The following is a 25609-nucleotide window of genomic DNA, read 5'->3' as shown; positions in this document are numbered from 1 at the left end:
TTAAAAGGAGCGAAAATGAGATATAAACGCAAGGATTTAATAGGACTTAGAGAGCTTAGTAAGGAAGAAATTTTATATTTTTTAGATGTAGCAAAGGAGTTTAAAGAGCTAAATTTAAAAGATGTTAAAAAAAATGACTACCTTCGTGGCAAAACTACGATAAACGCTTTTTATGAGAATTCAACACGTACCAGAACCAGCTTTGAGATAGCTGCAAAAAGACTTGGAGCTGATACGATAAATTTTACTGCATCAAACTCAAGTGTAAAAAAAGGTGAAACGCTCATAGATACGATGAATAATATGTCTGCAATGAAGAGTGACATTATCGTGCTTCGCCATCCAAGCTCAGGTGCTGCCAAACTAGCTGCTCAGCATACTGACGCTAGTATCGTAAATGCAGGAGATGGTACAAACGAACACCCATCGCAGGGGCTATTAGATCTATTTACACTTCGTGAATACGGCAAAGCACTTGATAGTAGCACGAGCGTCTCTATCATTGGAGACATCGCACGTAGCCGTGTGGCAAGGTCTGATATATGGGCGATGAGGAAGCTAGGTATTAACGTCAAGCTCTTTGCTCCGCCGATGATGATGCCAAAAGATGCAGAAGTATTTGAATGCCAAATTTGTAAAAATATGGAGGAGGCATGTGAGGGCAGTGATGTCATCATTATGCTTCGAATACAGCTAGAAAGGGCTGATGGGGACGTGGCATTTCCTAGCTCACGTGAATACTCTAAATTTTTCGGACTTAATAAAAATCGTATAAATTTAGCCAAATCTGATGCCATTGTCCTACACCCAGGTCCGATAAATCGTGGCGTAGAGTTAAATTCAGACGTAGCAGACGGAACGCACTCTGTTATATTAAACCAAGTTGAAAATGGCGTAGCTATGCGTATGGCAATACTAAATACACTTATAAATAATCGAGGCTAAAGATGAAAATAGCTATAAAAAACGGCACAGTCGTAAATAGTGATAAAAAATTTAAAGCAAATGTCTTAATAGAAAATGACAAGATAGTCGCAGTTACTAGTGATGATATAATGGCTGATGAGACGATAGATGCATATGGAAAGCTTGTTATGCCAGGACTTATAGATATGCACGTGCATTTTAGAGACCCGGGGTATGAGTATAAAGATGATATAATCTCAGGCTCACAGGCTGCAGTTGCTGGTGGCGTAACGACTTGTATGTGTATGGCAAATACAAATCCAGTAAATGATAATGCCTCAATCACTCGTGCGATGATAGAGAAAGCAAAATTGTGTGGGCTAATTGATCTTTTACCTATAGCGGCTATAAGTAAGGGATTAAATGGCTCTGAGATAGTTGAGATGGGCGATCTTATGGAGGCTGGAGCAGTAGCTTTTAGTGATGACGGCCTGCCAGTGTCAAGCTCAAGCGTTATGCGTGCAGCCTTGGAGTATTCAAAGATGTTTGGTAGTTTTTGTATAAGCCACTCAGAGGACTGTTCGCTTTGTCGTCAAGGAGTAATGCACGAGGGCAAAGTCTCTGCTATACTTGGACTAAAAGGTATGGCACGCGAAAAAGAGGAGATTGCGGTTAGTCGTGATATGCTACTTGCAAAGCTTACGGGAGCTCACATACATATCGCTCACGTAAGCTCTGAATACTCGCTCAAAATTATAGAAATGGGGCGAAAAGATGGCATAAATATCACTTGTGAAGTTACGCCACACCACTTTAGCTTTAGTGATGATGATATATTGCAAAACTCTTATAATGCAAATTTTAAAATGTCTCCACCTTTACGTGAAAAACGTGATATACTCGCACTTCGCGAAGCTTTAAAAAACGGCTTAGTTGATGTTATAGCAACCGACCATGCACCGCATCACAGTGATGAAAAAATAGTTGATTTTGACCACGCACCATTTGGTATCATCGGACTTCAAACACTCGTACCACTGACGCTAAAACTCGTAGATGAAGGCGTTATAAGCTTAGAGCGAATGGTAGAGCTAACATCAACAAATGCGGCAAAGATGTTAAATTTAAAAGATAAAGGACGCATAGAGAGTGGAATGCTTGCTGATATAGCGATCATTGACCCTGATGTGGAGTATATTTACGATGAGAATATAAATCGCTCAAAGTCGATAAATTCACCATTGTTTGGAAAGAAGTTAAAAGGAGCTGCAGTATTAACGATAAAAAGTGGACGCATCGTTTATAAATTTTAATAGCTTATTTTTTACGCTATACGTTGTTGATTTTTGGCTCAGCTTCGGTCATTGTCTATATAGTAACTCCATTGCTTTGCTAAAAATTACCACGTTTAGCGAAAGATATTTCGCCTTATTGTTTATGTTTAATTTTGACGTTACCTTAAAATTAAAATATAGCACAAAGTATTAGCAATCTTGAACATGTATGTATGGTGGTGAGTCAAGAAGACAGTGTTTCGTAGTAAAATCAAATTTTTATCCACTCAAAAAAATATAAGTATAAGAAAATTCATAACGAATAAAGCTAAGTTATGTGTAAGCTTTGCTATCTAGCAAGTAAATATTTCAAAAAGCATATTACAAAATAAGAAAGTAAGATTTTTGAATAATTGTAAGATAGGGTGAAATTTTACTTCGTTGTTTATTAATAGAAATAATATAAATCAGTTATTATAAGTTAAAATACTATAAATTTAACCTCTAACAACTTTTCTTTTTATCTTAAATTTAAGATCGCTAAACTTAGAAAACGCAAGTGAGTAAAATTCCTTGTAAAATTGCATGAATTTAGACTCTTTTTTTGTATAAATCACCGCAAAAACGCTCTCAAGCTCTATACGCTCCTTTTGTGTTAGCCTATCCATTTTTTTCTCCAATTAATTTTCTCATCTTTTTTATAACAAACAGCACTTCGTCATCGTCAAGTTTACAAAGCATTTGGCATACGGCACTAGCGGCTTGTGGCTTTGAAGTACCTAGTCGCCAGTCTTGATATGTCCTCATAGATACGCCAAGCTCTTTTGCCATCTGTGCTTGTGAAATTTTCTTGCCGATATTTTTTGATTCAACTGCATTATGAAGCAGATTGAAAATGTCATTTGTCTCAATCATCGCAAAATTATACAGATATAACTATTAAATATACATTAAATTTATTATAAATATATATATATTGTTTAATATATCTATATAAAATTATAAAATATAAATATTATAGTATATAATATACGTAAAAATGTATAAATTTAAAAATATCTATGTAATTATAGTCATAAAACTTTAGTATATAAGGCTAAATATATATAAATTAATTTTTTTAACTATATGACTTGACAATACTATACTCAATATTGTATAATTACATTAGCAATTAAAAATAAAGAGTGCTAAAAATGCAAAAGTTAAATAAACGTGATTTAGTGTTAAACTCTATCATACAGGCTTATTTAAGCGATAACACACCGATTGGCTCAAGCGAGCTTGGATCTCGGATGAATGTTGCTATGCCTGCATCTACGATAAGAGTTTATTTCAAAAAACTCTCTGATGAGGGTGAAATCACACAGCTTCACATTAGTGGTGGACGCATTCCAACTATAAATGCCATGAGACGCTACTGGAGTGATATATTTTATGGCAAAGATATAAGCGTAGATATAAATAATCCGCTAAATTTAAAGCTACTTTGTGATAAATTTGAGCTTTATTGTATGATATTTGGCGATTTTGATCAAAATTTAGAAGAAATTTTAAATTTAAATGATAGGTTTTTAGTGCTTAGCTTTGAACAAGATGAGATTGTATTAAAATATGACATTAGAGTTGAAAAATTTTTGCAAAATTTATTAGGTGTTAGTTTAAACAAGCTTGAAGTTGTATGTTCGCAAGTTGGCTTAAGCGAACTTAGAAGTAAGATAAGGGAGCTAAAGCGAGCTAAAATTTATTTTCAAGAGAATGAAGTTTTAGCATTTCAGATGTTTGACGATGAGCGTTATAAGATGATTTTTGAACCGTCATTTGCTGCTTTGATGAATGATGGTTTGACATTTGCACCAGTATTTAAAGATGAATTTATGGGATTAAAACTTGATATAAATTTTCAAGGTGATAGTGCCGTTATGATCTGTGCTGGTAGCGTTTATATTGATTATGTAAAATTTATAAATAAAATAAAGGAGGCAGCGTGAGCGAAGAGATAAAAGAGAATTTGCAACAAAATACAGATAGCGACACACAGACAAATGATAGCATAAGCTTTGATGCACTTAGTGGCGATGCGGCAAAGGTTGCAGAGCTAGAAACTCAGCTAAATGAGCTTACAGATAAGTATTATAGAGCAAATGCTGAGTTTGAAAACATAAAAAAGCGTTTTGAAAAAGAAAAAGCAGATATTGCAAACTATGCAAATGAGAGGTTTGCTCGTGATCTTTTACCTGCTATAGACGCACTTGAAGTTGGTGCGAGTTTTGATCCAAGCGATGATGAGTTTGCTCAAAAGATCAAAGAGGGTATGCTTATAGCTATAGATCAGTTTAAAAAATGTTTTGAAAAGCATGGTATGAGCGAGATAAGCACAGATTGTGAGTTTGACCCAAATGTGCATAACGCAATGATGAGAGTTGATAGCGATACTCACAATAGTGGTGCTATCGTGCAGGTTATGCAAAAGGGCTATATGATAAATGGCAGGGTTTTACGCCCAGCTATGGTAACGATAGCGAACTAAATTTAAAATCAAAATAAAGGATAAAAAATGGCAAAAGTAATAGGTATAGACCTAGGAACAACAAATTCTTGCGTTAGTGTTTATGAACGTGGTGAGAGCAAGGTGATCCCAAACAAAGAGGGTAAAAATACTACGCCATCGGTCGTAGCTTTCACTGACAAAGGTGAGGTATTAGTAGGTGATGTTGCAAAACGTCAAGCGGTAACTAACCCAGAAAAGACGATATATTCCATCAAGCGTATAATGGGTCTTATGAGCAATGAGAAAAATGCACAAGAGGCAAAAGCTCGTCTACCGTATCACGTGGTGGATAGAAATGGTGCATGTGCAGTTGAGATAGCTGGCAAGGTATATACTCCGCAAGAAATTTCAGCTAAAATTTTAATGAAACTTAAAGAAGATGCTGAGGCGTATTTGGGCGAGAAGGTATTAGACGCGGTTATAACTGTTCCTGCGTATTTTAATGATAGCCAAAGAAAGGCAACAAAAGAGGCTGGAACGATCGCTGGGTTAAATGTGCTTCGTATTATTAATGAGCCTACTGCTGCAGCTTTGGCTTATGGTCTTGATAAAAAAGAGGCTGAGAAAATTTTAGTCTATGACTTAGGTGGCGGAACATTTGATGTTACTGTGCTTGAAACTGGCGATAGCGTAGTGGAGGTACTTTCAACTGGTGGTAATGCATTTTTAGGTGGCGATGATTTCGATAACCTTGTTATTGACTGGCTTGCAAATGAGTTTAAAATCGAGACTGGCATAGATCTTAAAAAAGATGTTATGGCATCTCAACGCCTAAAAGAGGCTGCTGAAAATGCCAAAAAAGAGCTAAGCTCGGCTCAAGAGACAAGTATAAATCTGCCATTTATCACAGCTGACGCAACAGGTCCAAAGCACCTCGTTAAGACGCTAACTCGTGCTAAATTTGAAGGTATGATAGATGGTCTTGTAGCTGAAACTATCACTAAGATAAATGAGGTTGTAAAAGAGGCTGGACTAAGTAAGGATGATGTCAAAGAGATCGTTATGGTGGGTGGCTCTACTCGTGTGCCGCTTGTGCAAGAAGAGGTAAAAAAAGCATTTGGTAAAGAGCTAAATAAATCAGTAAATCCTGATGAGGTCGTAGCTATCGGTGCTGCGATACAAGGTGCGGTTATAAAAGGTGATGTTAAAGATGTCTTGTTGCTTGATGTTACTCCACTTTCACTTGGCATTGAGACACTTGGTGGTGTTATGACAAAGATAATAGAAAAAGGCACGACTATACCTGTTAAGAAAAATCAGGTATTTTCAACTGCCGAAGATAATCAAAATGCCGTAACTATCCACGTATTGCAGGGTGAACGAGAGTTTGCAAGGGACAATAAATCTTTAGGTCAGTTTAACTTAGAGGGTATCCCTGCTGCACCTCGTGGTGTGCCTCAGATAGAGGTTGAGTTTGACATTGATGCAAATGGAATCTTAACCGTCTCAGCCAAGGATAAAGCAACTGGTAAAGCCCAAAATATCACAATCTCAGGTTCAAGTGGTCTAAGCGATGATGAGATAAACAATATGGTAAAAGATGCTGAGTTACATAAAGAGGATGATAAAAAACGTAAAGAGGCAGTTGAAGCTAGGAATAGTGCAGATGCTCTCGTTCATCAGACCGAAAAGAGCATGAATGAGCTTGGTGAGAAAGTACCAGCCGATGATCGTGCTAACATAGAGGCAGCACTAAATGATCTAAAAGAGACGCTAAAAGATGAGGGTGCTACAAAAGAGCAAATAGATGCTAAAGTTGCAGCTTTAAGCTCTGCAAGTCATAAACTAGCTGAAGCTATGTATAAAAAGGATGATGCACAAGGTGGCGAACAGAGTGGTAAGTCTAAAAAAGATGATGACGTCATAGATGCAGAAGTAGAGTAAGACCAAAATTGAGAGCCGTTTGGCTCTCTTTATAAATTTATATTTTAAACTAAATATACGTTTTTAAATTATCCATTCATCTTTGAGAGTTTTTCATTTTTGAGATTTGCCTCCATTAGCTTTATCTCCTCTTCGCCACTTCGCACGATATCTTTGTCGCACATAAAATTATCCTTGTCTATCTTTTTACGATATTCAACATTTGACAAAATATGCCTAAATATATTTATCCTGGCTTGTTTTTTATTATTTGACTCAATGATTACCCAAGGGCAAGATGGTGTATTTGAAGCTAGTAACATTGAGTATTTTGCTATAGTGTATTGATCCCAAAGCTCTTGTGATTTTAGATCTACTGGTGAGATTTTAAATTGCTTTAAAGGATCGGTTAGACGCTCCTTAAAGCGTTTTTTCTGCTCTTCTTTTGAGACGGAGAGATAAAATTTAAAGAAAATTATGCCAGAGTTTTTTATCATCTCTTCAAATTTAGGCACTTCACGCAAAAACTCTTTATGCTCTTCTTGTGTACAAAATCCCATTACAGGCTCAACCCCAGCCCTATTATACCAGCTCCTATCAAAGATAACGATCTCCCCAGCACTTGGTAGGTGTGCGACATAACGCTGGAAATACCACTGCGACCGCTCAACATCGCTAGGCTTTTCAAGTGCAACTATGCGACATCCACGTGGATTTAGATGCTCTACAAGCCGTTTTATGCTACCACCCTTGCCAGCTGCATCACGCCCTTCCATTATTATAAGTACTCTAAGACCTTGCTCCTTTACGTGATTTTGAAATTTCAAAAGTTCAATCTGAAGCTTTCTAAGCTCGTGTTCGTAGTCTAGCTTATGCTCTTTACCATGATTTTTAGACATCTGCACTCCTTTAAGGATTGGTTTTTATTATTTTATTAAATTTCAGATAAAATTTATTTAAATTTAATATCCACTACCACCACCAAATCGCTACTAAATTATCCTCGCCAAATTTACCACGACTAATGTTAAGCTCGTTTGTGTAACTTGAAAAGGTATTAAGTGATTAAGTTATTTTGATTGTGATGTGATAAATTTGATCTAGTTTTTACTCTGTTTATTTATAAATAATATATTTGCAATTATATTATTTATAAAGATTTTCATGCTTCTTAATCATCGTTACATAATCCTTTCTAACTGCTACTAAGATATTTTCTGTATCTTAAAGTTGTCTTTAAAGTGCCAAGAAATCTTTATCTTGCGAAAAATGTCATACTCATTAAAAAGTCTGTATTTTAGGGATAAAGACAATCTAATAGTTTTATTTATATTTTAGTTGGGAATTTTATACAAATTTTACAAAAATTTAATAAAATTGACTAAAATTAAAAAAGATAAAGGAAAAAAATGGTTAATAAATTTGTTATTTCGATACTCTTTTTTTGTATGAGTATGTTTGCAGAAGTGCTTGATGTTAGCAAGGCTTTTATGATCAGCACAACTACAAATAGTCAAAATTTTGAGATAAAATTTAAATTTGCACAAGATATTTACATTTATAATGATACATTTGAGATTAAGATAGGTGGCGAAAAGATAAATCAAATTTTAAATATGCCTCAAACTCAAATAAGTGGCGAATACAATATAATTCCGCAGGATTTTTCGCTATTTGTGCCGTTTAGTTTGGTAGAGAAAAATTTGCAAAATAACGCTACAAAACTTGAGATTAGTTATCAAGGTTGTGCGAAAAATGGCATTTGCTATCGTCCACAAGAAAAAATTTATCATATTGCTAAAAATGCGGATAAATTTAGCATAAAAGAGCTAAAAAGCGATAAAAACGAGAATGATGATAGTCTAAACGAGGAGCAAAGTATCGCAGCTGAGCTTATGGATAGTTCATTTATCATTTCACTCGTTACATTTTTGGGTTATGGGTTACTTTTGGCATTTACGCCTTGCGTATTTCCAGTGATACCGATACTTTCAGGCATCATTGTATCAAAAAGTGGTGAAAACATGAGTGCAAAGCACGGATTTTTACTATCATTGATTTACGTTTTTGGTATGAGTTTAGCTTATGCTATAGCTGGAGTGATGGCTAGTGTGCTTGGTTTTGGTATAGCTGGTGCCTTGCAAAATGTCTGGGTTTTGAGTGCCTTTGCTATCATTTTTGTCGCACTTGCGTTTAGTATGTTTGGATTTTATGACATTAAGCTTCCATCTAAATTTGAAAATGTGATAAATAAAAATACGCAAAGCTCACAAGGGTTACTCGGCGTTTTTGTAATGGGATTTGCTTCCGCACTTATCGTATCACCATGTGTTGCAGCACCTTTGGCTGGAGCATTGCTTTATATTTCACAAAGTGGCAACGCTATATATGGTGGTATTATGCTCTTTGTGATGGGTGTTGGTATGGGAGTGCCATTACTAGTTATTGGTGCAACATCTAGTAAAATTCTGCCACGTCCAGGAGGGTGGATGGATAGCGTGAAAAATTTCTTTGGATTTTTGATGCTCATTATGGCATTATGGCTACTTGCTCGCGTGTTTGGCGTGATGTTTGAACTTGTTGGATACGGCGTTATAGGTGTGTTTATGGCAGTTTATTTTGGTGCATTTGATACTGCTTTGAGTGGCTGGGTCAAATTTAAAAAATCAGTTGCTATTTTAGTCTTTATCTACTCGGTTTTACTTATTGTTGGTGGGTTTTTAGGTGCAAAAGATCCATTTTTACCGCTTTCAGATTTAAAAGTATCACAAAATTTAGTACAAAATGAGCTAAATTTTAAATCAGTTCATAACTTAACCGAGCTAAAAAGTGTGATTGCGGAGACAAATAAGCCTATTTTAGTTGATTTTTACGCAGATTGGTGTGTGAGTTGCAAAGAGATAGAAAGTATTACATTTGCAGATAGTACGGTGGCTAAAAGGCTTAAGGAGTTTGAGCTGGTGAGAGTTGATGTTACTAAAAGTGGGGCTGATAATGACGCTATGTTACGTGAGTTTGGACTGATCGATCCTCCTGCACTTTTGTTTTTCAAAGGCAAGGATGAGCTAAGAAATTTACGTATTATAGGTTTTATCTCAGTGGATAAATTTTTAGAAAGATTATCAAAGATATTAGATTAATCTACGTTGGAATTTTTAATTATATATAAAAATTCCTTTTATTGTTTTTTAAGTTTTTATCTTTTTAAAGCAAGGACTATCATTCGGCGTAGCAACAGCTTATCTACAATCAATAAAGCTATCTTATCTCTCGTTATCTTTGATTGACTGCGGTATATAGTAAATGTTACTTCAACATCTGATGCTACTATTAAATTTGCTACGCATATCGTCTATGTTTGATATAATACATCTGAATATCGGTCTATTTCTATGCTTTTTGTATCCACACATCAAAAATGAGAGTATCTTGCATTTAAAATGATAGCGATTAAAACTTTATCATTTTTTCACTCTCATTTTAACCACTTTCTAACTATCTTTTTTAAATCAACTTCACATCCCTTATCAGTCCTATAAATTTCCCATAGCCTTGCACTCATGCTTATAAATCCTAGTAGAAGTATTAATTGGATAGAGTTTTAAATTTTATCTGGGAGTGAGTGGGCTAAGTATTACAACGCTTATTCATCATAAATTATAGTATGAAGTATAGTGAGTTATTATTAATTATACATATGAAAAGGGCTTGGTTTAAATGGCTTTTAAAAGGTTGTAAAAGATAGTGGAAAAAGTGTAAAGCTTTTGTAAAGTAATGTAAAATAAAATTTGTTAGTTTGATTTTAAGTAAAATATCTTTTAAACCATATTCTTAGGCTTTTATCGCTAAATTTATATCTGTTTATATATTTTATTAAAAATTTAATTAAAAATTTTAAGTCAAGCTTTAGTAAAAAGTATAAATTTTAGCTACTAATCTAATCACTACTACGTAAAAATAGTCTTTTTATCTTATTAAGTCCAAGCTTCATGCCACTATATTTCATCATCTTAGCCATTCTTTTCCACATATCAAGCTCATAGCAAGGGTGAGGACAGCAGTGGCAACGAGGCTTTTTTATATGCGGACACGCTTGAAGCCTAGCGTATGCATAGCGTAACATTTGCTCACACTCGTGACACAGCTCAAATTCAGTTTTTGTGACATTTGGCACAGTGTCATAGTTCAGATTCTCGCAACACTTGTGCTTTGGTTCATCCTTGTGCTTATCAGTGCAATAAATTTGTATAAACTTAGTAACAGTCGTAACTTCGTATATAAATTTTTCAGTTGTCATTTTTGGCCTTCATATATCAATACTACTTTAATAAATTTTAGCTATTTTTATCGGTCTCTATTAATTTTAGTCGTTTTAATGCAATTTTATAATCGGCTTCGCTATCTATGCCTATGCTATCGCTTTTTATTTCCAGCATTGCGATACATTTTCCGTTTTGTAATGCCCTTAGTTGTTCTAACTTTTCTGTGTTTTCAAGATCGCTTGATTTAAGCGAGCAAAACTCACGTAGGTTTGCTACACTATATCCGTAAATACCAAGATGTGCTTTGTATGCGTCACACTCTGAACGGTTAAAAGGTATGCGTGAGCGTGAAAAATACAGAGCAAATCCGTCAAAATTAGTTACAACTTTAACTAAATTTTTATCATCAACACTACTTTGATCTATCATTTTATAGCACGAAAACATAAAAGCCTTATCGCGTCTACTTTCGCAAAATTCTTTAAATTTAGCGATATTTTCAGGCTCAATAAATGGCTCATCGGCTTGAACGTTTATGATGATCTCGCTATCATTTAGCCCTAAAATTTGTGTAGCTTGATTTATGCGGTCAGTGCCACTTTGATGATCTTTATCAGTCATTACTGCTTTTAGCCCATATTTTTGAGCTATTTTAAATACACCTTCATCATCAACAGCTATACATACATCATCGCAGTCACTCACTCTTTTAGCGGTCGCTATAAACATTGGCACTCCGCCGATGTCGCATAAAATTTTATTTGGAAATCTCGTTGAAGCAAGACGTGCAGGTATGATTATCATTTTTTTATCCACTCTAAAATTTTATCTTCTATCTGACTTTGCTCTATCACATCAGGGTGTAAAATAGGTGCGTCAAATAGCTCTAAGATCTCGCTAGGCACACTATCTTTTAGAAGTTTTGACATTTTTAAAAGTCCAGCTTTTTCATCGCCACTATTTTTTATCTTGCATGCTTTTAACATACTTGGTGTAAATTTTACCCAGTGAGCGGTAGAAGTGATGACGCTTATGCGTTTTTTATCCATCATTTTAAAGCAAGTCGCTGTGTGAGGATCTATAGCAACGCCTCTTTTTGCCCATTTTTTTATAAATTTTTCACACTCTTTGTCAGTACAAAAGTCTGCTTCAAAGTCCGATTTTAACGAATTTAGCTCATCGTTTGTAAGTTTATATACTCTCTTATTTGTCAAATCATCCATTAGCTCTTTAGTCCGCACCGCACCAAATTTATCAAAGAGTAATCTCTCAATGTTTGAACTAATTAATATATCCATCGCTGGGCTTATCGTATTTACAAGGCTTTTATCGCGTAAGTCGTATACGCCAGTTGTGAAAAATTCGGTAAGAATATTGTTTGCGTTTGAGACGATTTTTATCTTGTTGATATTTGCACCCATTTTCTTGGCGTAGTATGCCCCCAAAGCGTTACCAAAATTCCCACTTGGTACTATCACGTCAAAGCTTTCGTTCATTTTTAACTTTTTAAATTTAAGTAAATTCGTATAAGCGTAGGCGTGATAGATGATTTGAAACAGTATGCGACCGAAATTTACAGAGTTTGCTGCACTTAGTTTTAATCCATTTTTATTTATCTCGTTCTTAAAATTTTCACTTTTAAGTAATGTTTTTAAGGCATGTTGTGCATCATCAAAATTACCCTTTATGCCAAAGACTTTTAAATTTTCGCCTTGCATTGTTACCATTTGTAACCTTTGTACCTCACTTGTGCCATCTGCTGGATATAGGCAAACAACTTGCGTGTTTTTATATCCTGCAAATGTTTTTAGAGTAGCTGGTCCAGTGTCACCACTAGTAGCACACATTATTAAGTATTTTTCTTTTTTTTGTGTGGCGAGTTCATTTAAAATTTCACCAAAAGGCTGAAGTGCCATATCTTTAAACGCACGAGTTGGTCCATGATAAAGCTCATTTATGTATAAATTTTTATCTATCTTTTTAAACTGCACTGGCGTATTTGGCAGATCAAAGCCTTTATAGCGTTTTATCGCACATTTAAAAACACTATCTTTTATATCAAATTTAAATAGTTTAATGATATTAAGTGCGAGTTTGGCGTAACTAAGATGTCTAAATTTTTTCCACATTTTATCACTTATATGAGGCAGTTTTGTGGGTGCGTAAAGTCCACCGTGGTTGCTACTAGGGCTTAAAAGTGCAGTACTTAGCTCTACTTTTTGTAGCTTTTCATTTTCGTTGGCCCTCGTTTGGACTAGTTTCATTTGTGTCCTTTCGTTTAAATTTGCGTTGATTATAGCTAAAATAGGCTAAATTTGAGATTGTATCGCGTTTTTTAGATTATCGCTTAGAGTAGTTTTTAGCGTAATGAGCGAAATAGGCAACTTAAAATGCTCCACTTTTACATAGTCTTTTTGTGTCATAAGTAGCGAAGTTGCGTTGTATGTTTTTAAAATTTGCTCTAATTCTGCTTTATTAAATCTATAATGATCAGGAAAAAATATCTGCCCACAAGTTTGTCTAAAAAATGGCTTTAAACGCGTAGGATTGGCTATGGCAGTTACTAGCACCATTTTTGGCGTAGGATCTAAAATTTCACTTTGTCGAAAAAAATCAACCCCATTTTCTGCTATAAAATCAGCAAATTTATAAAAGCTAATGGGATAACGATATCCGCCACTTGGTATAGCAAAGTTAAACGTCGGAGCAGGGTAGGGACGTAGCAAGATATTAAATTTTTTTATATGAAATTTGCCAAATCCATCATCAAGTAATACATATCTTGCTCCTAGTTCTTTTGCCTTTCGTATGGCTATGTCGCGGTTTTCGCTCACGATGACATTTGCATTTTTAACACCCTTTGCATACTCCATAGCTTCGTCACCGCTCACATCAACATCAGTTAAAATTTTACCATTTTGACAAACTATAACTAGTCCTTTTGAAGCTCTTTTATAGCCACGAAGCACGATAAAACCACCGCTAAATTCATTTGCGATCGCGATACAAAGGGGCGTTTTACCACTTCCGCCAAGACTTAGGTTGCCTATGCTTAAAATTTTTATATTAAAGTCTTTTTGACGACTTATAAGCTTTTTACACCAAATGAAAAATGCATAGATAAAACTAAGCGGAAGAAGTAAAAATGCTATAAATTTTTGTGTGAGAGTGGGGTGATAGATATAGCTCTCCACCCATTTATAGGCATTAGACGCGAGATCTTGCAATATCTTTTACCATATCGCAGATATAATACACCTCTTCATCTTTTAGCTCGTTGTAAATCGGTAATGATAAAATTTGCTGATATGTTTTGAGTGCATTTGGAAAGTCATTTACTTTTAGTGAATATTTATTTTTATAATAGCTTAACAGATGGATCGGTATATAATGAAGTGATGTGTGTATGCCACGCTCCAAAAGTTCACGAGCAAATCCATCGCGATTTTTATTTATTTTTATGATGTATTGAGCGTAAGTGTGATCGCGTTTTTTGATAGGTGTAGTGATATTTTTACACTCTGCAAGTTCGCTATTATATATCGCTGCTATTTCGCATCTTCGTGCTATAAATTTATCATTTTTTTCAAGTTGAGCTAACGAATAAGCGGCGTTTAGCGAGCTTATATCATATTTTAAACCAATATCTATAACATCATATATATAACCAAGGTTACCGTATTTATCGATGCCGTCTATCAAAGCGTAGTTGCGAAGGAGCTTTGCTTGTTTTGCGATCTCATCATCATTTGTCGTGAAAAATCCAGATGTTGATATAGGGTGTTGCACTTGTGTATTTATTTGAAAGCAGGATAGAAAATACTCATTATTGCCGATCTTTTTTCCATTGTATGTTAAACCAATTGCACGATTGACATCATCTAAAACTTTTATATCATATTTTTTAGCGATCTTGTTTATCTCATCTATCTGAGCACTTTGACCTGCTATATGGCTGACAAATACGCATTTTAACTTCTTGTGATGATAATCTTTTAACGTCTTTTCTAAGGCTTCTGGACTTATGTTAAAATCATCTTCGTTTATATCGACAAATATCGGTTCTGCGTCAAAATGGCGAATTGCTTGGGCGATGCTAGGGAAAGCATTTACTGAGCATATGATCTTATCTCCACGTTTTATCTGCATAGCACTTAGTGCTAAGTGATGTGCAGAGGCACCATTGTTTGTAACGATAACGTGCTTTGCACCGAAGTATTGTTTTAGATAATTATCAAATTTATCTATTATATTAGTTGTGTCTTGAGTGTGCAATACTTCGTTTATCAGCTCACTTTCGCGTTCTGAAACACTAGGCTTATAAAACGATATTTCTCTCATTTTTGATCCTTTATGTCATTATTTATTTTTGCTATCAGTGGCATTGTGCGTTTAAATTTATTACTTTTCACCATATTTAAAATTTTATCAACTGCTTTCTTGTCTAAATTTTTATCCAATTTTTTTACTAAATTTCCATCATCGTCTATAAATTTTAATATCTCATCTATCACGCCATAACTATATCCGATGTCAGCCTCATCACTTTGTCCATCCCATAGATCGGCACTTGGGGCTTTATTTATTATGCTTTCATCTACGCCTAAATATCTGGCAAACTCAAATATATCACTTTTATATATCTCGCCGATAGGGTTTATCGCACTTGCTAGATCGCCAAATATCGTACCATATCCGAGCATAAGCTCACTTTTATTGCTTGTGCCAACGACTAAGGCGTCGTTTGCAGCAGAATAATCATAGAGTAAACTCATACGTATCCTAGCACTTAAGTTGCCTTTGCGTAGGTTGCTTAGCGTTTCACCAATGACAACTTCGTAAGAATTTAAGATACTTTGTATATCTATAATTTTAAATTTTATATTTAGTTTTTCGCATAAAGCTATAGCGTCGTTTAGATTTTTAGGATTTGAGCTGTTAGTTGGCATTATAAGTGCATAAGTATGTGATGGTAATGCTTGTGTGCAAAGTGTCGCGACCACAGCAGAATCAAGCCCACCACTTATGCCTAAAACCAAATTTTTAACACCAGCTTCTAGGACATAGTTTTTTATAAATGTTACTAGAACATGTTGTATCTTTGCATAATCTTTCATAAACCTACAAACCACTATTTGCTATATTAATACGATTATACACATTTTTTATTAAATTCTTTTTTAAATTTAACAAAAATGTTGTAAAATCTTAAAAAATTTAATTAAAAGTGCAAAAATGGAAATTTTAGTAAAAGCATTCGGAGAATACGACACAAACTGTTATATAGTTAAATTTGATGATTTTAGTATTGTTATAGATCCTGGAAAGGGTGCAAGCAAATGGGTTAAACTAAACGCTTCTGATGCTGTAGCGATACTTTGTACTCACGGACATTTTGATCATATTTATGATGTTGCAACTATCAAAAGAGAGCTAAAAATACCTATTTATATACATAAAAATGACATATTTATGGCACTTGATGATGTCTTTGACTATGGATATGAGTGTTTTAGTCCAGATGTGCTTGTAAGTGATGAAAATTTTATCCATTTTAATGACATTTTTATAAGATTTTATCACTTACCCGGACATACTCCGGGATGTTGTATGGTGCAGGTGTCGCAGGGCATGAATGAAAAAAATGGAAGTGAAAATTTATATGAGAGTTTCACTCTTGAAAATAATATAAATGAGTATGACACAAATAGTATAGGTAGTGATATTAAGGATGATGTGAGTAAGAATAGGGTAAGTAAAAGCGTTATATTTAGCGGAGATTTTTTATTCCGTGGTAGTATTGGACGCTGGGACTTTCCATATTCTAATAAATTTGATATGATTAAAAGTTTGCAAAAATGCAAAGGTATAAATGGCGATTTTGCTGTCTATCCAGGACATGGCGATGCCACCACGCTAAAGGCAGAACAGGCAAATTTAGATATGTGGATAGAGTATATTTATAGAAGTTAGAGATAAATTATTACGCGATTTTTATAAAATCTCATTTTATTTTAATCATTAAAATAAAATGATTTATAACAAATTTATGGCAATATTTTTTAATTTAAATATCAGTGTCATTTATCGTGATAATTTTATTTTAAGTGGTTACAAATGCCTTGATATTTGGCATTCTTGACATAAAAAGCTCTTATCTGTGTAGTTATGTAGTGTATTTTAGAGTACTTTTATGTCGGTTTGACATTTGGGCTAATTGTTTTTAAGATAAGTTTAAATACTTAATTTTAAAGTGAGAGATTAAGGGGCTAGTTCTCCAGCCCCTTTTTTAATCCATAAATTTTTAATGGACTATGCAGTTTGTGAGATTAGAAGTTGTATCTAGCTTCAAATCTTACACGATCTTGTGTAAATTCTTTACCGCCTTTTTCATCTTTAGCTGATGCATACCAAGTTGTGAAGTTAAGTTTTTTGCTATGCTTATAACCTAGTTGGGCATACCATTCGCTTCTATCAGCTTCTACGACAGATAGTTTATGACTGTAGCCTTCACCATCGGTATATCCTGCACCTATGCTGTATTTGTCATAAGTGTAAGATGCATTGACAAACCAGAACTCATTATCATCTATAATATTATTGTAGTAGTTCTTGCTACCACTCATAACACCTTGTAAAATTTTACTTGGATTTATGAATTTGCCGTTAGCATCAAGAGATACAAAAGATTTGCCAACTGTATTGACATCTTTGTCGTCAGCTGAATAGTTTATATAACCAGCATTAAATTTAACGCCAAATGCACCTACGCCAGCTTGGACTCCATAAAAGTCGCCATCTGTGTAGTCTTTGTGGTCTGCTTCATTATGAGCGTATTGACCTTTTAGGCTTAGCTTTATATCATTTATATTAAAATTTAAAGCTATATCACCGGCATATATAGCAGCAACATCAGTTAAATTCGCATACCATACACTAAAAGCAACTGGATCATATGTCCCCATTGCACCGACTAGATAAAGATTTCCATTTGCATCAAAATTATCTGCTTTTATATCTTTTAGTAATGGACCGTCGTTTTCAAAAGTGTAGTTAGAGATAGCGTCAAATGCAGCTGCTGTTAGAGTTAAGCCCTCTATGTCTTTATTCATGATCTTAATACCAGTGCCTGAGATATCGCCATCATCAAAGTATGTTTTGATAAGTTGCTTACCAGCTGTGATAGTGGTATTGCCTATAGAGTAGCCTACATAAGCTTCCCAAACGCCAAATGTGCCTGTGGTATCGGTTAGATCTGTACCTTTTTCTCTACTGCCTGATCCATCTCTGGCATCATATCTAAGACCTAAAACACCAAAGAAGTTATCGTCTATTGCGGCTTTAAATGTTGCTACCACTCTAAATCTGTGATCTGCTTTAGTGTCTTTAACATTTTTGTCTTCATTTGTATCATTTGTATATCGATATCTAGCATATCCTGATACATCTACATTTTTTATAGCTTCTTCAAGTGGTGTAGCACACGCAATACTTGAAAATGCACCTAAAGCGACTATAGTCGCCAAACTTAATTTAGCTAATCTCATAAGAACTCCTTTTTTGGAATATTGCAATCGTAATTGTAACATATAAATAAATTTTTATAGCTTAAAATTTATATAAAATTTAAAAATATCTAATTATATATTAAAATTGATTTAAAATGTATATTTTGCCTCAAATCTAAATCGATCGTGTTTAACCTCTTTATAGTCTTTTTCATCTTTAGCCGATGCATACCAAGCTGTTAAATTTAACTTTTTGCTATATTTATAATCAAACTGCCCATACCACTCGCTCCTATCAGCTTTACGTGCTAGTTGGTAACTATAACCTTCGCCATCGGTATATCCTGCACCTATACTAAATTTATTAAACGTATATTTTGCATTGATAAACCAAAATTCATTTTCTCCTTTTATGGTGTTGTAGTAGTGGGACTCTCCTTTGTTTGTAGCTCCAGAACCAGCACTCATAGCACTATTTAAAATTTTAGTAGAATTTATAAGTTTGCCATTGCCTTCTATAGTCAAAAATGACTTGCCTACTTTGCCATTTTCTGAATCATCTACTTCAAAATTTAAATATCCAGCATTTACTTTTAGCCCAAATGCGTCTACGCCGGCTTTAAAAGCGTAAAAGTCAGCATTATTAAACTCATAGTAGTCTGCTTCGTTATGGACATATTGACCTTGTAGGTCTAATTTTATATTGTTAATATCAAAATTTAAGGCCATATCCGCAGCATATAGCTCACCTACATCTTTAAAATTTGCATACCATGCTTTAAATATTACTGGATTAAAATTTCCCATTACTCCTATAGTGTAGAAGTTGCCAGATATACCATGTTTGTTTTGCAGATATGGTAGCAACGCACCATCGTATTGAGTCGTAGCTCTGTTACTGCCACCATTTACTCCGCTATCAAATTTATCCAAAGCGTCAAAGGCTGCAGCTATCAAAGTTATATTTTTGATATCTTTGTTTATTATCTTTATGCCTACTCCAGATAAAATAGACTCAAAATATGTTCCTATATTTTGCCTACCAGCTGTGATGGTGGTGTTGCCTATGGAATATCCTAGATAAATTTTCTTTAAGCTAAAGCTATTTTCAGTGTAGGATTTGTCTGTAGCTGCATTCTTGCTTCCTGAATCATCTCTTGTATCATATAATAAGCCAACAACACCAAAAAAGTTATCATCTATGGCGGCTTTAAAATCTATAACAAATTTTAGCCTATGATCGGCACTTGTGGATTTGTTTCCTTTGTCGTCTATGTTGTTGTTTGTGTATCTGTATCTTGCGTATCCTGATACATCGACGTTTTTTATAGCTTCTTCAAGCGGTGTTGCGTTTGCGACACCTAAGCTATTACAAAATAAAGTAGCTATAGCTACCAAACTTAATCTAGTCAATTTCATTAGATACTCCTTTTAAATGAGATATTTAATGAAATATTAACATATAAAATAATAATTTTGCTTAAATTTTACTAAGAGTATTAAATATTTTTATTATTTTAAAATAAAAAGATTGAATTAAGAATTCAAATTCTATTTATTTTGTTTTTCACTCTCTTTAGCACGTCTTATAGTAGCCTCTCTTTGGATATTTTTTTGTTGAGCGAAAAATATATGTTCATCAAGCACTACAAGTTGAAAAATACCTTCAAAAATTTTAATGTCCTTGCACTTTCCTACAACACGCACCTCACGTTTTCTGCTCTCTTCAAAACGTGCTGTAGCATCAAAATCAACTATATCGCCAAGCTTAACAGGAGCAAAAAAATTTATCCTTGAGCTTATTGTTACACAAAACTCTTCATTTATCGCCAAAAGAGCTGCGTAGTTTGCCGCTGAATACACAAACCCACTATGCACTAGTCCTTCGCTATCTGAGACCATATCGGCGATAGTATAAAAGCGTGTTTTAGCGTGATTTAGCTCGAGTAAGGTTGCAGTTCCACTTAGATTTATCTTTATAGTAGTTGATGTTTTTATCTCGTTACGGAGCGGGTTTTCGTCCTCTGGTAAAATAACATTTGAGTCTTCGTTATCTTCGTAGATATTTTCATCAGCCATTTTTTATCCTTAAATTTTAATTTTTACATAGACGCGTTTTGGTGCTGGATAGCCTTCTATCGTGCGACTCGCATCATTTGGATCGAGAAAATTTTCTAAACTTTGTCCATCTATCCACTCAGTCTTTCGTTGCTCATCTGCGTCAGTGTCTTTTGTCGCTAAGATCTCAAACTCTTTAAATTTGGCCCTTTCGCACCAGTTTTGCAGTGCTTTTATGGTTGGGACAAAGTAGATATTTGGTATCTTTGAGTAGGTGTTTTTTGGTGTTAGAGCAAACTCGCCATCCATATCTATATACATCGTGTCTAAAAAGACCTCTCCATTTGTGTTTAACGCACCTTTTAACTCTTTTAGCATTTTAATAGGATCGCTTCTATGATAGATCACGCCAAGGCAGAAAATAGTGTCAAATTTACGTCCGTAGTGTGGCAAATGCTCTACACCAAGTGGCTCATAGATGATATTTGAACGCACGAAATGGTTTATAAATTTAAATTGTAAAAGAGTATGTAAACTCGGATCAAAGCCTACTATCTCTTTAGCACCAAGTCCGAGCATTCTAAACATATAATAACCGTTATTGCATCCCACATCCGCTACGCTTTTGCCATTTAGGTTTAAATGCGGTTTTAAAAGATTAAATTTTATAAAGCTTCTCCACTCTGTATCGATGAAAATTTCATCAAGTATAAAAGGACCTTTTCGCCATGGTTTAAGTAGCTTTGCAATGCTATAAATTTGCTCTTTTTCACTCTGGTTTAAGCTTTTAAATTTAATAGCGATAGTATCGTTAAATTCGCACTCGCACTCGTAAGGCTTTAGTGCATCTATGGCAGTTAAAATCTCTAAATTTAAGCCATTTTTTAGTCGCGAAAGTCGCTCGTCTTTTAAATTTTGCAGGTTCATTTATTTCCAGTCAATGACATTATGCGGACACTCTTTTTGATACGTCCCTGTTGCATCGTAATACTCTTTGCAGTCATTATAGTAATGCGTAGAGACACCTCGTTCGTTTAAAAAAAGACAACCGCTAAAAAATAGTGGTATAAGTGTTAAGATGATGACATTTTTCATAACGCCGATTTTAGCATATTTTAACTCAAAAAGCCAAAATTTATATTTGATTGAGTAAAATTATATCCAAAGAGCTAAGGTTTAGCTAGATTAATTTAAGGTATTTTTATGCAAAGAAGAGATTTTTTTAAATTTAGTGGGATTTTAGGTGCGATGAGTGTTGCTCCAAGCGTTGTTTTAGCTACTAGCGAGACAAATTTATGGGCTAAAAGTAGAAGCTTTGATGTAAGCTTAAATCATCATCTACTTGAAAAAGGTAAAGTCGCTAAAATTTGGCTACCACTTATACTAAACACCGAATATCAACACCTTACAAAAGATTATGCGATAAACACAAATGCAAAAGATGTGTTTATATCAGATACGCAGATCCCTACATTATTTGCTCAGTTTGACGAAGATGAGCAAAACGCTAGATTAAATGTAACTTTTCGTGTTCAAACTCAAGAGCGAAACACCGACTTTAGTAGAGTAAATTTTAATCCAAATGAGAAGCTTGAGCCGTATATAGCGAAATTTGTTAAGCCTTCAATACATATCCAAACTGACGGCATTGTACGTCAAAAAGCTTTAGAGATAGTTGGTGGCTTAAAGGGCGATTTGGAAAAAGCAAAGGCTATTTATACATGGGTGGCAAACACTATGGAGCGTGATAATAGCGTGATTGGTTGTGGTCTTGGCGACGTTAAGGCTATATTAGAAAGTGGTAAACTAAGCGGTAAGTGCACCGATATAAACTCTGTATTTGTGGGACTTTGTAGAGCTGTTGGCATACCAGCACGTGAGGTATTTGGTATACGTGTTGGGCAGTCAAGATTTTCAAACGAGATGGGTAAGGCAGTTGATGGCGTAGCGTCTATTTCAGGCGGACAGCACTGCAGGGCAGAGTTTTACCTAAAAGGATATGGTTGGATACCGGTTGATCCTGCAGATGTGGCGAAGGTTCGTTTGGGTGAAAAGCTAACAAATAACGATGCAAAAATAGTAGCACTTAGAGAGTATTTATTTGGTAACTGGGAGATGTGCTGGATAGGGTTTAATTATGCAAGAGACTTTGTGTTAAAGCCAGAACCAGAGCAATCACCGATAAATAACTTTGGCTACCCATACGCTGAGGTAGACGGCAATACGCAAAACTATTATGCACCTAAAGAGTTTAGCTATTCATATAGCTCAACTGAGATAAAAGCATAAATTTGAAGCGAGTTTTTGGGCTAGTGACGGCACTTTTTAGTGCATTTGCAGCAACATTGTGCTGTCTACCAGCTCTTTTATTTTTACTTTTTGGAACATCTTTTTCGTTTCTATCTTGGATGAATAGCTTGTATGAATACCGAACATTTTTAAGTGTTTTAGCGGTGATTTCGTTTGTTCTTTCTGCTTTTTTTGTTCTTGTTTATCCAAAGAGCTGTGTGGTCGGATCAGGGCGTAGAAAGTGGATACTAATCTATATAATGTCAGCTTTTTTAATAGTTATTTTACTTGCTTATCCAGAAATTTTAGGGAGGTTTTATGCGTAAAATTTTATGTATTATTCTGCTTTGTATGAGTGCATTTGCGGATAAAAGCTTAAATATATTTGTAGAGAGTATGCATTGTCCACTATGTACATCTCTTGTTCGCAAAGAGCTTATGAAAGTTGATGGTGTTATAAGCGTAAAAGTGAGTTTGCAAACTAAAACCGCTGTCGTTGTAGCAAGAGATGATGTCAGCGAGAGTGCATTACTAAAAGCCATAGCAGACATTCAGTATCCTGGTGTGATACAAAAATAGTTTAAAATTAAAAAGATAAAAGGCGTTAAAATGAGTGTTTTAAAAAGTGAAGTCTTAACTAAATTTGAAAAGCTATGCGAGATACCACATTGTAGCTATGAGACAGAGCAGATGCGTGAGTTTTTAGCTGACTTTGCACGCTCACACGGCTGTGATGTTCGTATTGACGATGTTGGTAACATACACGCTATAAAGGGTCAGCCAAAAATTTGTCTGCAAAGCCATTATGATATGGTCTGTATGGGCGATGCACCAAACATACATATAGAATACGGAGATGATGGCTTTATGAAAGCAAATAACTCATCTTTGGGTGCAGATAATGGCATAGGCGTGGCTTTGATGATGCAGATGATCGTTGAGTTTGATAATATTGAGTGCTTGTTTACAAATGATGAAGAGGTCGGTCTCATTGGTGCAAATGGCTTTAATGGTAATATAGTGGCTAAAAAGCTTTTAAATTTAGATAGCGAGGACGACAGTGAGGTCGTTACTGGCTGTGCTGGTGGTATAAATATCTTTGCTAAAATTGATGTGGGTGAGCGTGAGACTGTCAAGGGAGAGCTTTATGAGATCGTGGTAAGCGGACTGCCTGGCGGACACTCTGGTAATGAGATACATAAAGACATACCAAATGCGATAAAGGTTTTAGCTAAATTTTTACGACAAAATGAGTGCAAACTCGTTAGCTTTGAGGGCGGTGAGCGAAGCAACTCTATCCCAACATCTGCTAAAGCTGTTGTGATGAGTGAGAATGAGTTAGTTTTTGAGTGTGAAAATATGAGCGTAAAAAAGATCGATGGTAGTGAAAATGTTATAAAAAATGGCGATAAAATTTTAGCCCTAATCAATTCATTTTCACAAGGTGTGAGGAGCTATAATGCTGAGCTTGGCATACCAAATGATAGCGTAAATTTATCACTTTTAAAATTTTATGATAAGAGTGCCGAGCTTGAGTTTTTTGCACGTTCTATGAGCTGGGATGGACTTGATAGGATGGATTTTGAAATAAGTGAGATGGCAAAGGCACTTGGATTTAGTGTTAGCACAAAAGATCGTTCTGTGCCTTGGAAGCCACAGCCTGATGAGTTTGCATACTCGATACTAGCTGAGTTGCAAAAATTTGTCCCAACTGCAAAGCTAAGTGCAATACACGCTGGGCTTGAATGTGGTGTATTGCGTGATAAACATAAAGATATGGAAGCGTGTTCTATTGGTCCAAATATCTACTCACCGCACTCAGTAAGAGAAAGGTGTGATGTGAAGTCTGTAAAGATAATAGAAGAGGTTGTAAGAAGCATACTAAAAAAATACCAATAAGTTGCTTTTGTAGCTTGTATTTTTGCTATATTTTATAAAATATGCTACGCGAGTGGTTTTTATATGCTTTTTAAGGTTTTGATTTCGCTACGTAGATACTTGCTTTATCAATTTATGCTTCAAACTAATACTCCAACTTTTTTAAAATTTATTAGCAAGATTATATCTGATCGCTAAAGCTGTGGCACGAGTAAAAATGAAGCTGTAAAAATAACTCACTATTGAGTGAGTAAAGATTTTAAAAATATTACAAAATAAAATATAGGGCGATTTTTGCTTTACTCGTGACTAATAAGTAGAGCGTAACTCTATCCATCGTTTATTACTATAAAAATTTATAAATTTAATTTGGTAGAGTAATATCTAATCTTTTATCTTTACTCTTGCAAAGGTCGTTTAATAGGCATTTCTCGCAAAGTGGCTTTTGTGCTTTGCAGGTATAGCGACCAAACAACACAAGTGCTTGATGAAGCTTACCAAGATCGGTTTTAAAGGCTGAGCTTAGATCTGATTCTGTTGCTTCTGGTGTCTTTGCATTACTTAAATTTAATCTATGTGCCACACGAAATACATGTGTATCAACAGCCATCACATTTGCCCCAGTTGCTTCAAGCATAACGACGTGAGCGGTCTTTTGTCCTACACCTGCTAAATTCTTAAGTTTATCTTCATCAAGTGGAATAACGCCACTGTGATCAATCATAACGCTTTTTGCCATTTTTATTAAATTTTGTGCCTTATTGTTAAAAAAACTACACGAGTTTATAAGGGCTTTCACGCTCGCTAAGTTTGCATTTGCAAGTGCTTTAACATTCGGATAGGCTTCAAATAGAGCCGGAGTTATCAAATTTACACGTTTATCGGTGCATTGAGCACTTAGCATAACGCAGACAATAAGCTCATAATGGTTGCGAAATTTAAGCTCACTTTTAGCATCTTTAAACGCAGACAAAAGGCGATTTTTGATCTGTAATATGTCCTTTTTATTTCTCATTTGTA

Annotated in this window: 26 protein-coding genes; 11 read left to right on the top strand and 15 right to left on the bottom strand. The window is 34.9% G+C overall.

What is annotated here, in order from left to right:
- Window positions 1-15 precede the first annotated feature (15 nt).
- Both KDE13_RS00770 and KDE13_RS00765 read left to right on the top strand, forming a co-directional pair.
- Window positions 16-945 carry an aspartate carbamoyltransferase catalytic subunit gene (locus KDE13_RS00770; protein WP_212142598.1) on the top strand — a complete coding sequence of 310 codons (930 nt, stop codon included), beginning with the start codon at window positions 16-18 and terminating at the stop codon, window positions 943-945.
- 2 nt (window positions 946-947) lie between these two features.
- The gene (locus tag KDE13_RS00765) at window positions 948-2219 is read left to right on the top strand and encodes a dihydroorotase (protein WP_212140308.1); all 1272 of its coding nucleotides are present in this window, start codon (window positions 948-950) and stop codon (window positions 2217-2219) included.
- A 458-nt stretch (window positions 2220-2677) separates the two neighbouring features.
- On the opposite strand, the gene KDE13_RS00760 is transcribed toward KDE13_RS00765, so the two are convergent.
- Entirely contained in the window at window positions 2678-2848 is a 171-nt protein-coding gene (locus KDE13_RS00760) for a hypothetical protein (protein WP_212140309.1), read from the bottom strand.
- On the bottom strand, window positions 2841-3095 hold the full coding sequence (locus KDE13_RS00755; protein ID WP_212140310.1) for a helix-turn-helix domain-containing protein: 255 nt from the start codon (window positions 3093-3095) through the stop codon (window positions 2841-2843). The genes KDE13_RS00760 and KDE13_RS00755 overlap by 8 nt, the downstream gene beginning before the upstream one ends.
- A gap of 281 nt (window positions 3096-3376) precedes the next feature.
- On the opposite strand from KDE13_RS00755, the gene KDE13_RS00750 reads away from it, so the two are divergent.
- From KDE13_RS00750 to dnaK, 3 genes are read left to right on the top strand one after another with little or no spacing between them, the layout of a single operon-like run.
- Window positions 3377-4171, top strand: a complete 795-nt coding sequence (locus KDE13_RS00750) for an HrcA family transcriptional regulator (RefSeq protein WP_212142597.1) — start codon at window positions 3377-3379, stop codon at window positions 4169-4171.
- Window positions 4168-4710 (top strand): nucleotide exchange factor GrpE, encoded by a 543-nt coding sequence (grpE, locus tag KDE13_RS00745; protein WP_212140312.1) that lies wholly within the window; start codon window positions 4168-4170, stop codon window positions 4708-4710. Before KDE13_RS00750 ends, grpE begins: the two co-directional genes overlap by 4 nt.
- Before the next feature lie 27 nt (window positions 4711-4737).
- Window positions 4738-6615: a molecular chaperone DnaK gene (gene dnaK / locus KDE13_RS00740; RefSeq protein WP_212142596.1), complete on the top strand. Its 1878-nt coding sequence runs from the start codon at window positions 4738-4740 to the stop codon at window positions 6613-6615.
- Window positions 6616-6683: 68 nt separating this feature from the next.
- On the opposite strand, the gene ppk2 is transcribed toward dnaK, so the two are convergent.
- On the bottom strand, window positions 6684-7493 hold the full coding sequence (gene ppk2, locus KDE13_RS00735; protein WP_212140314.1) for a polyphosphate kinase 2: 810 nt from the start codon (window positions 7491-7493) through the stop codon (window positions 6684-6686).
- Window positions 7494-8003: 510 nt separating this feature from the next.
- On the opposite strand from ppk2, the gene dsbD reads away from it, so the two are divergent.
- Window positions 8004-9734, top strand: a complete 1731-nt coding sequence (dsbD, locus tag KDE13_RS00730; RefSeq protein ID WP_212142595.1) for a protein-disulfide reductase DsbD — start codon at window positions 8004-8006, stop codon at window positions 9732-9734.
- Window positions 9735-10531: 797 nt separating this feature from the next.
- Here dsbD and KDE13_RS00725 read toward each other — a convergent pair.
- From KDE13_RS00725 to KDE13_RS00700, 6 genes are read right to left on the bottom strand one after another with little or no spacing between them, the layout of a single operon-like run.
- Window positions 10532-10891 carry a nitrous oxide-stimulated promoter family protein gene (locus KDE13_RS00725; protein WP_212140316.1) on the bottom strand — a complete coding sequence of 120 codons (360 nt, stop codon included), beginning with the start codon at window positions 10889-10891 and terminating at the stop codon, window positions 10532-10534.
- A gap of 37 nt (window positions 10892-10928) precedes the next feature.
- Window positions 10929-11660, bottom strand: a complete 732-nt coding sequence (gene kdsB, locus KDE13_RS00720; protein WP_212142594.1) for a 3-deoxy-manno-octulosonate cytidylyltransferase — start codon at window positions 11658-11660, stop codon at window positions 10929-10931.
- Window positions 11657-13120, bottom strand: coding sequence for a threonine synthase (thrC, locus tag KDE13_RS00715; RefSeq protein ID WP_212142593.1), 1464 nt, complete (start codon window positions 13118-13120; stop codon window positions 11657-11659). The genes kdsB and thrC overlap by 4 nt, the downstream gene beginning before the upstream one ends.
- A 45-nt stretch (window positions 13121-13165) precedes the next feature.
- Window positions 13166-14083 (bottom strand): tetraacyldisaccharide 4'-kinase, encoded by a 918-nt coding sequence (locus tag KDE13_RS00710; protein WP_229204320.1) that lies wholly within the window; start codon window positions 14081-14083, stop codon window positions 13166-13168.
- A complete protein-coding gene (locus tag KDE13_RS00705; RefSeq protein ID WP_212142592.1) occupies window positions 14064-15197 on the bottom strand; it encodes a DegT/DnrJ/EryC1/StrS family aminotransferase in 1134 nt (377 codons plus the stop codon). Before KDE13_RS00705 ends, KDE13_RS00710 begins: the two co-directional genes overlap by 20 nt.
- Window positions 15194-15973, bottom strand: coding sequence for an NAD+ synthase (locus tag KDE13_RS00700; protein ID WP_212140320.1), 780 nt, complete (start codon window positions 15971-15973; stop codon window positions 15194-15196). The genes KDE13_RS00705 and KDE13_RS00700 overlap by 4 nt, the downstream gene beginning before the upstream one ends.
- Window positions 15974-16091: 118 nt before the next feature.
- Between KDE13_RS00700 and KDE13_RS00695 the strand changes: the two genes are divergently transcribed.
- Window positions 16092-16829, top strand: coding sequence for an MBL fold metallo-hydrolase (locus tag KDE13_RS00695; RefSeq protein ID WP_212142591.1), 738 nt, complete (start codon window positions 16092-16094; stop codon window positions 16827-16829).
- A 356-nt stretch (window positions 16830-17185) separates the two neighbouring features.
- Here KDE13_RS00695 and KDE13_RS00690 read toward each other — a convergent pair whose 3' ends face one another.
- From KDE13_RS00690 to KDE13_RS00670, 5 genes are all read right to left on the bottom strand, one after another.
- The gene (locus KDE13_RS00690; protein WP_212142590.1) at window positions 17186-18403 is read right to left on the bottom strand and encodes a major outer membrane protein; all 1218 of its coding nucleotides are present in this window, start codon (window positions 18401-18403) and stop codon (window positions 17186-17188) included.
- Window positions 18404-18514: 111 nt separating this feature from the next.
- The gene (locus KDE13_RS00685) at window positions 18515-19783 is read right to left on the bottom strand and encodes a major outer membrane protein (protein ID WP_212142589.1); all 1269 of its coding nucleotides are present in this window, start codon (window positions 19781-19783) and stop codon (window positions 18515-18517) included.
- A gap of 132 nt (window positions 19784-19915) precedes the next feature.
- The gene (locus KDE13_RS00680) at window positions 19916-20443 is read right to left on the bottom strand and encodes a PaaI family thioesterase (RefSeq protein WP_212140324.1); all 528 of its coding nucleotides are present in this window, start codon (window positions 20441-20443) and stop codon (window positions 19916-19918) included.
- Between the two features lie 9 nt (window positions 20444-20452).
- On the bottom strand, window positions 20453-21349 hold the full coding sequence (cmoB, locus tag KDE13_RS00675) for a tRNA 5-methoxyuridine(34)/uridine 5-oxyacetic acid(34) synthase CmoB (protein WP_212140325.1): 897 nt from the start codon (window positions 21347-21349) through the stop codon (window positions 20453-20455).
- Complete coding sequence (locus KDE13_RS00670; RefSeq protein WP_212140326.1) at window positions 21350-21517, bottom strand: hypothetical protein; 168 nt, start codon at window positions 21515-21517, stop codon at window positions 21350-21352.
- A gap of 108 nt (window positions 21518-21625) precedes the next feature.
- Between KDE13_RS00670 and KDE13_RS00665 the strand changes: the two genes are divergently transcribed.
- Genes KDE13_RS00665 through KDE13_RS00650 form a run of 4 tightly spaced genes read left to right on the top strand, consistent with a single transcriptional unit; the run spans window position 21626 to window position 24610 of the window.
- Window positions 21626-22711: a transglutaminase-like domain-containing protein gene (locus KDE13_RS00665; protein ID WP_212140327.1), complete on the top strand. Its 1086-nt coding sequence runs from the start codon at window positions 21626-21628 to the stop codon at window positions 22709-22711.
- Window positions 22712-22713: 2 nt separating this feature from the next.
- Entirely contained in the window at window positions 22714-23037 is a 324-nt protein-coding gene (locus KDE13_RS00660) for an aryl sulfotransferase (protein ID WP_212140328.1), read from the top strand.
- The gene (locus KDE13_RS00655) at window positions 23030-23290 is read left to right on the top strand and encodes a heavy-metal-associated domain-containing protein (protein ID WP_212140329.1); all 261 of its coding nucleotides are present in this window, start codon (window positions 23030-23032) and stop codon (window positions 23288-23290) included. Before KDE13_RS00660 ends, KDE13_RS00655 begins: the two co-directional genes overlap by 8 nt.
- Before the next feature lie 30 nt (window positions 23291-23320).
- On the top strand, window positions 23321-24610 hold the full coding sequence (locus KDE13_RS00650; protein ID WP_212142588.1) for a M28 family peptidase: 1290 nt from the start codon (window positions 23321-23323) through the stop codon (window positions 24608-24610).
- A gap of 343 nt (window positions 24611-24953) precedes the next feature.
- Here the strand turns inward: KDE13_RS00650 and nth are convergent, their stop codons facing one another.
- Window positions 24954-25604: an endonuclease III gene (gene nth, locus KDE13_RS00645; RefSeq protein WP_212141877.1), complete on the bottom strand. Its 651-nt coding sequence runs from the start codon at window positions 25602-25604 to the stop codon at window positions 24954-24956.
- Window positions 25605-25609: the final 5 nt, after the last annotated feature.

It is taken from the genome of Campylobacter anatolicus (genome assembly GCF_018145655.1).
GTDB classification, from domain to species: domain Bacteria; phylum Campylobacterota; class Campylobacteria; order Campylobacterales; family Campylobacteraceae; genus Campylobacter_A; species Campylobacter_A anatolicus.
This window is presented reverse-complemented; position numbering and strand designations above follow the sequence as displayed.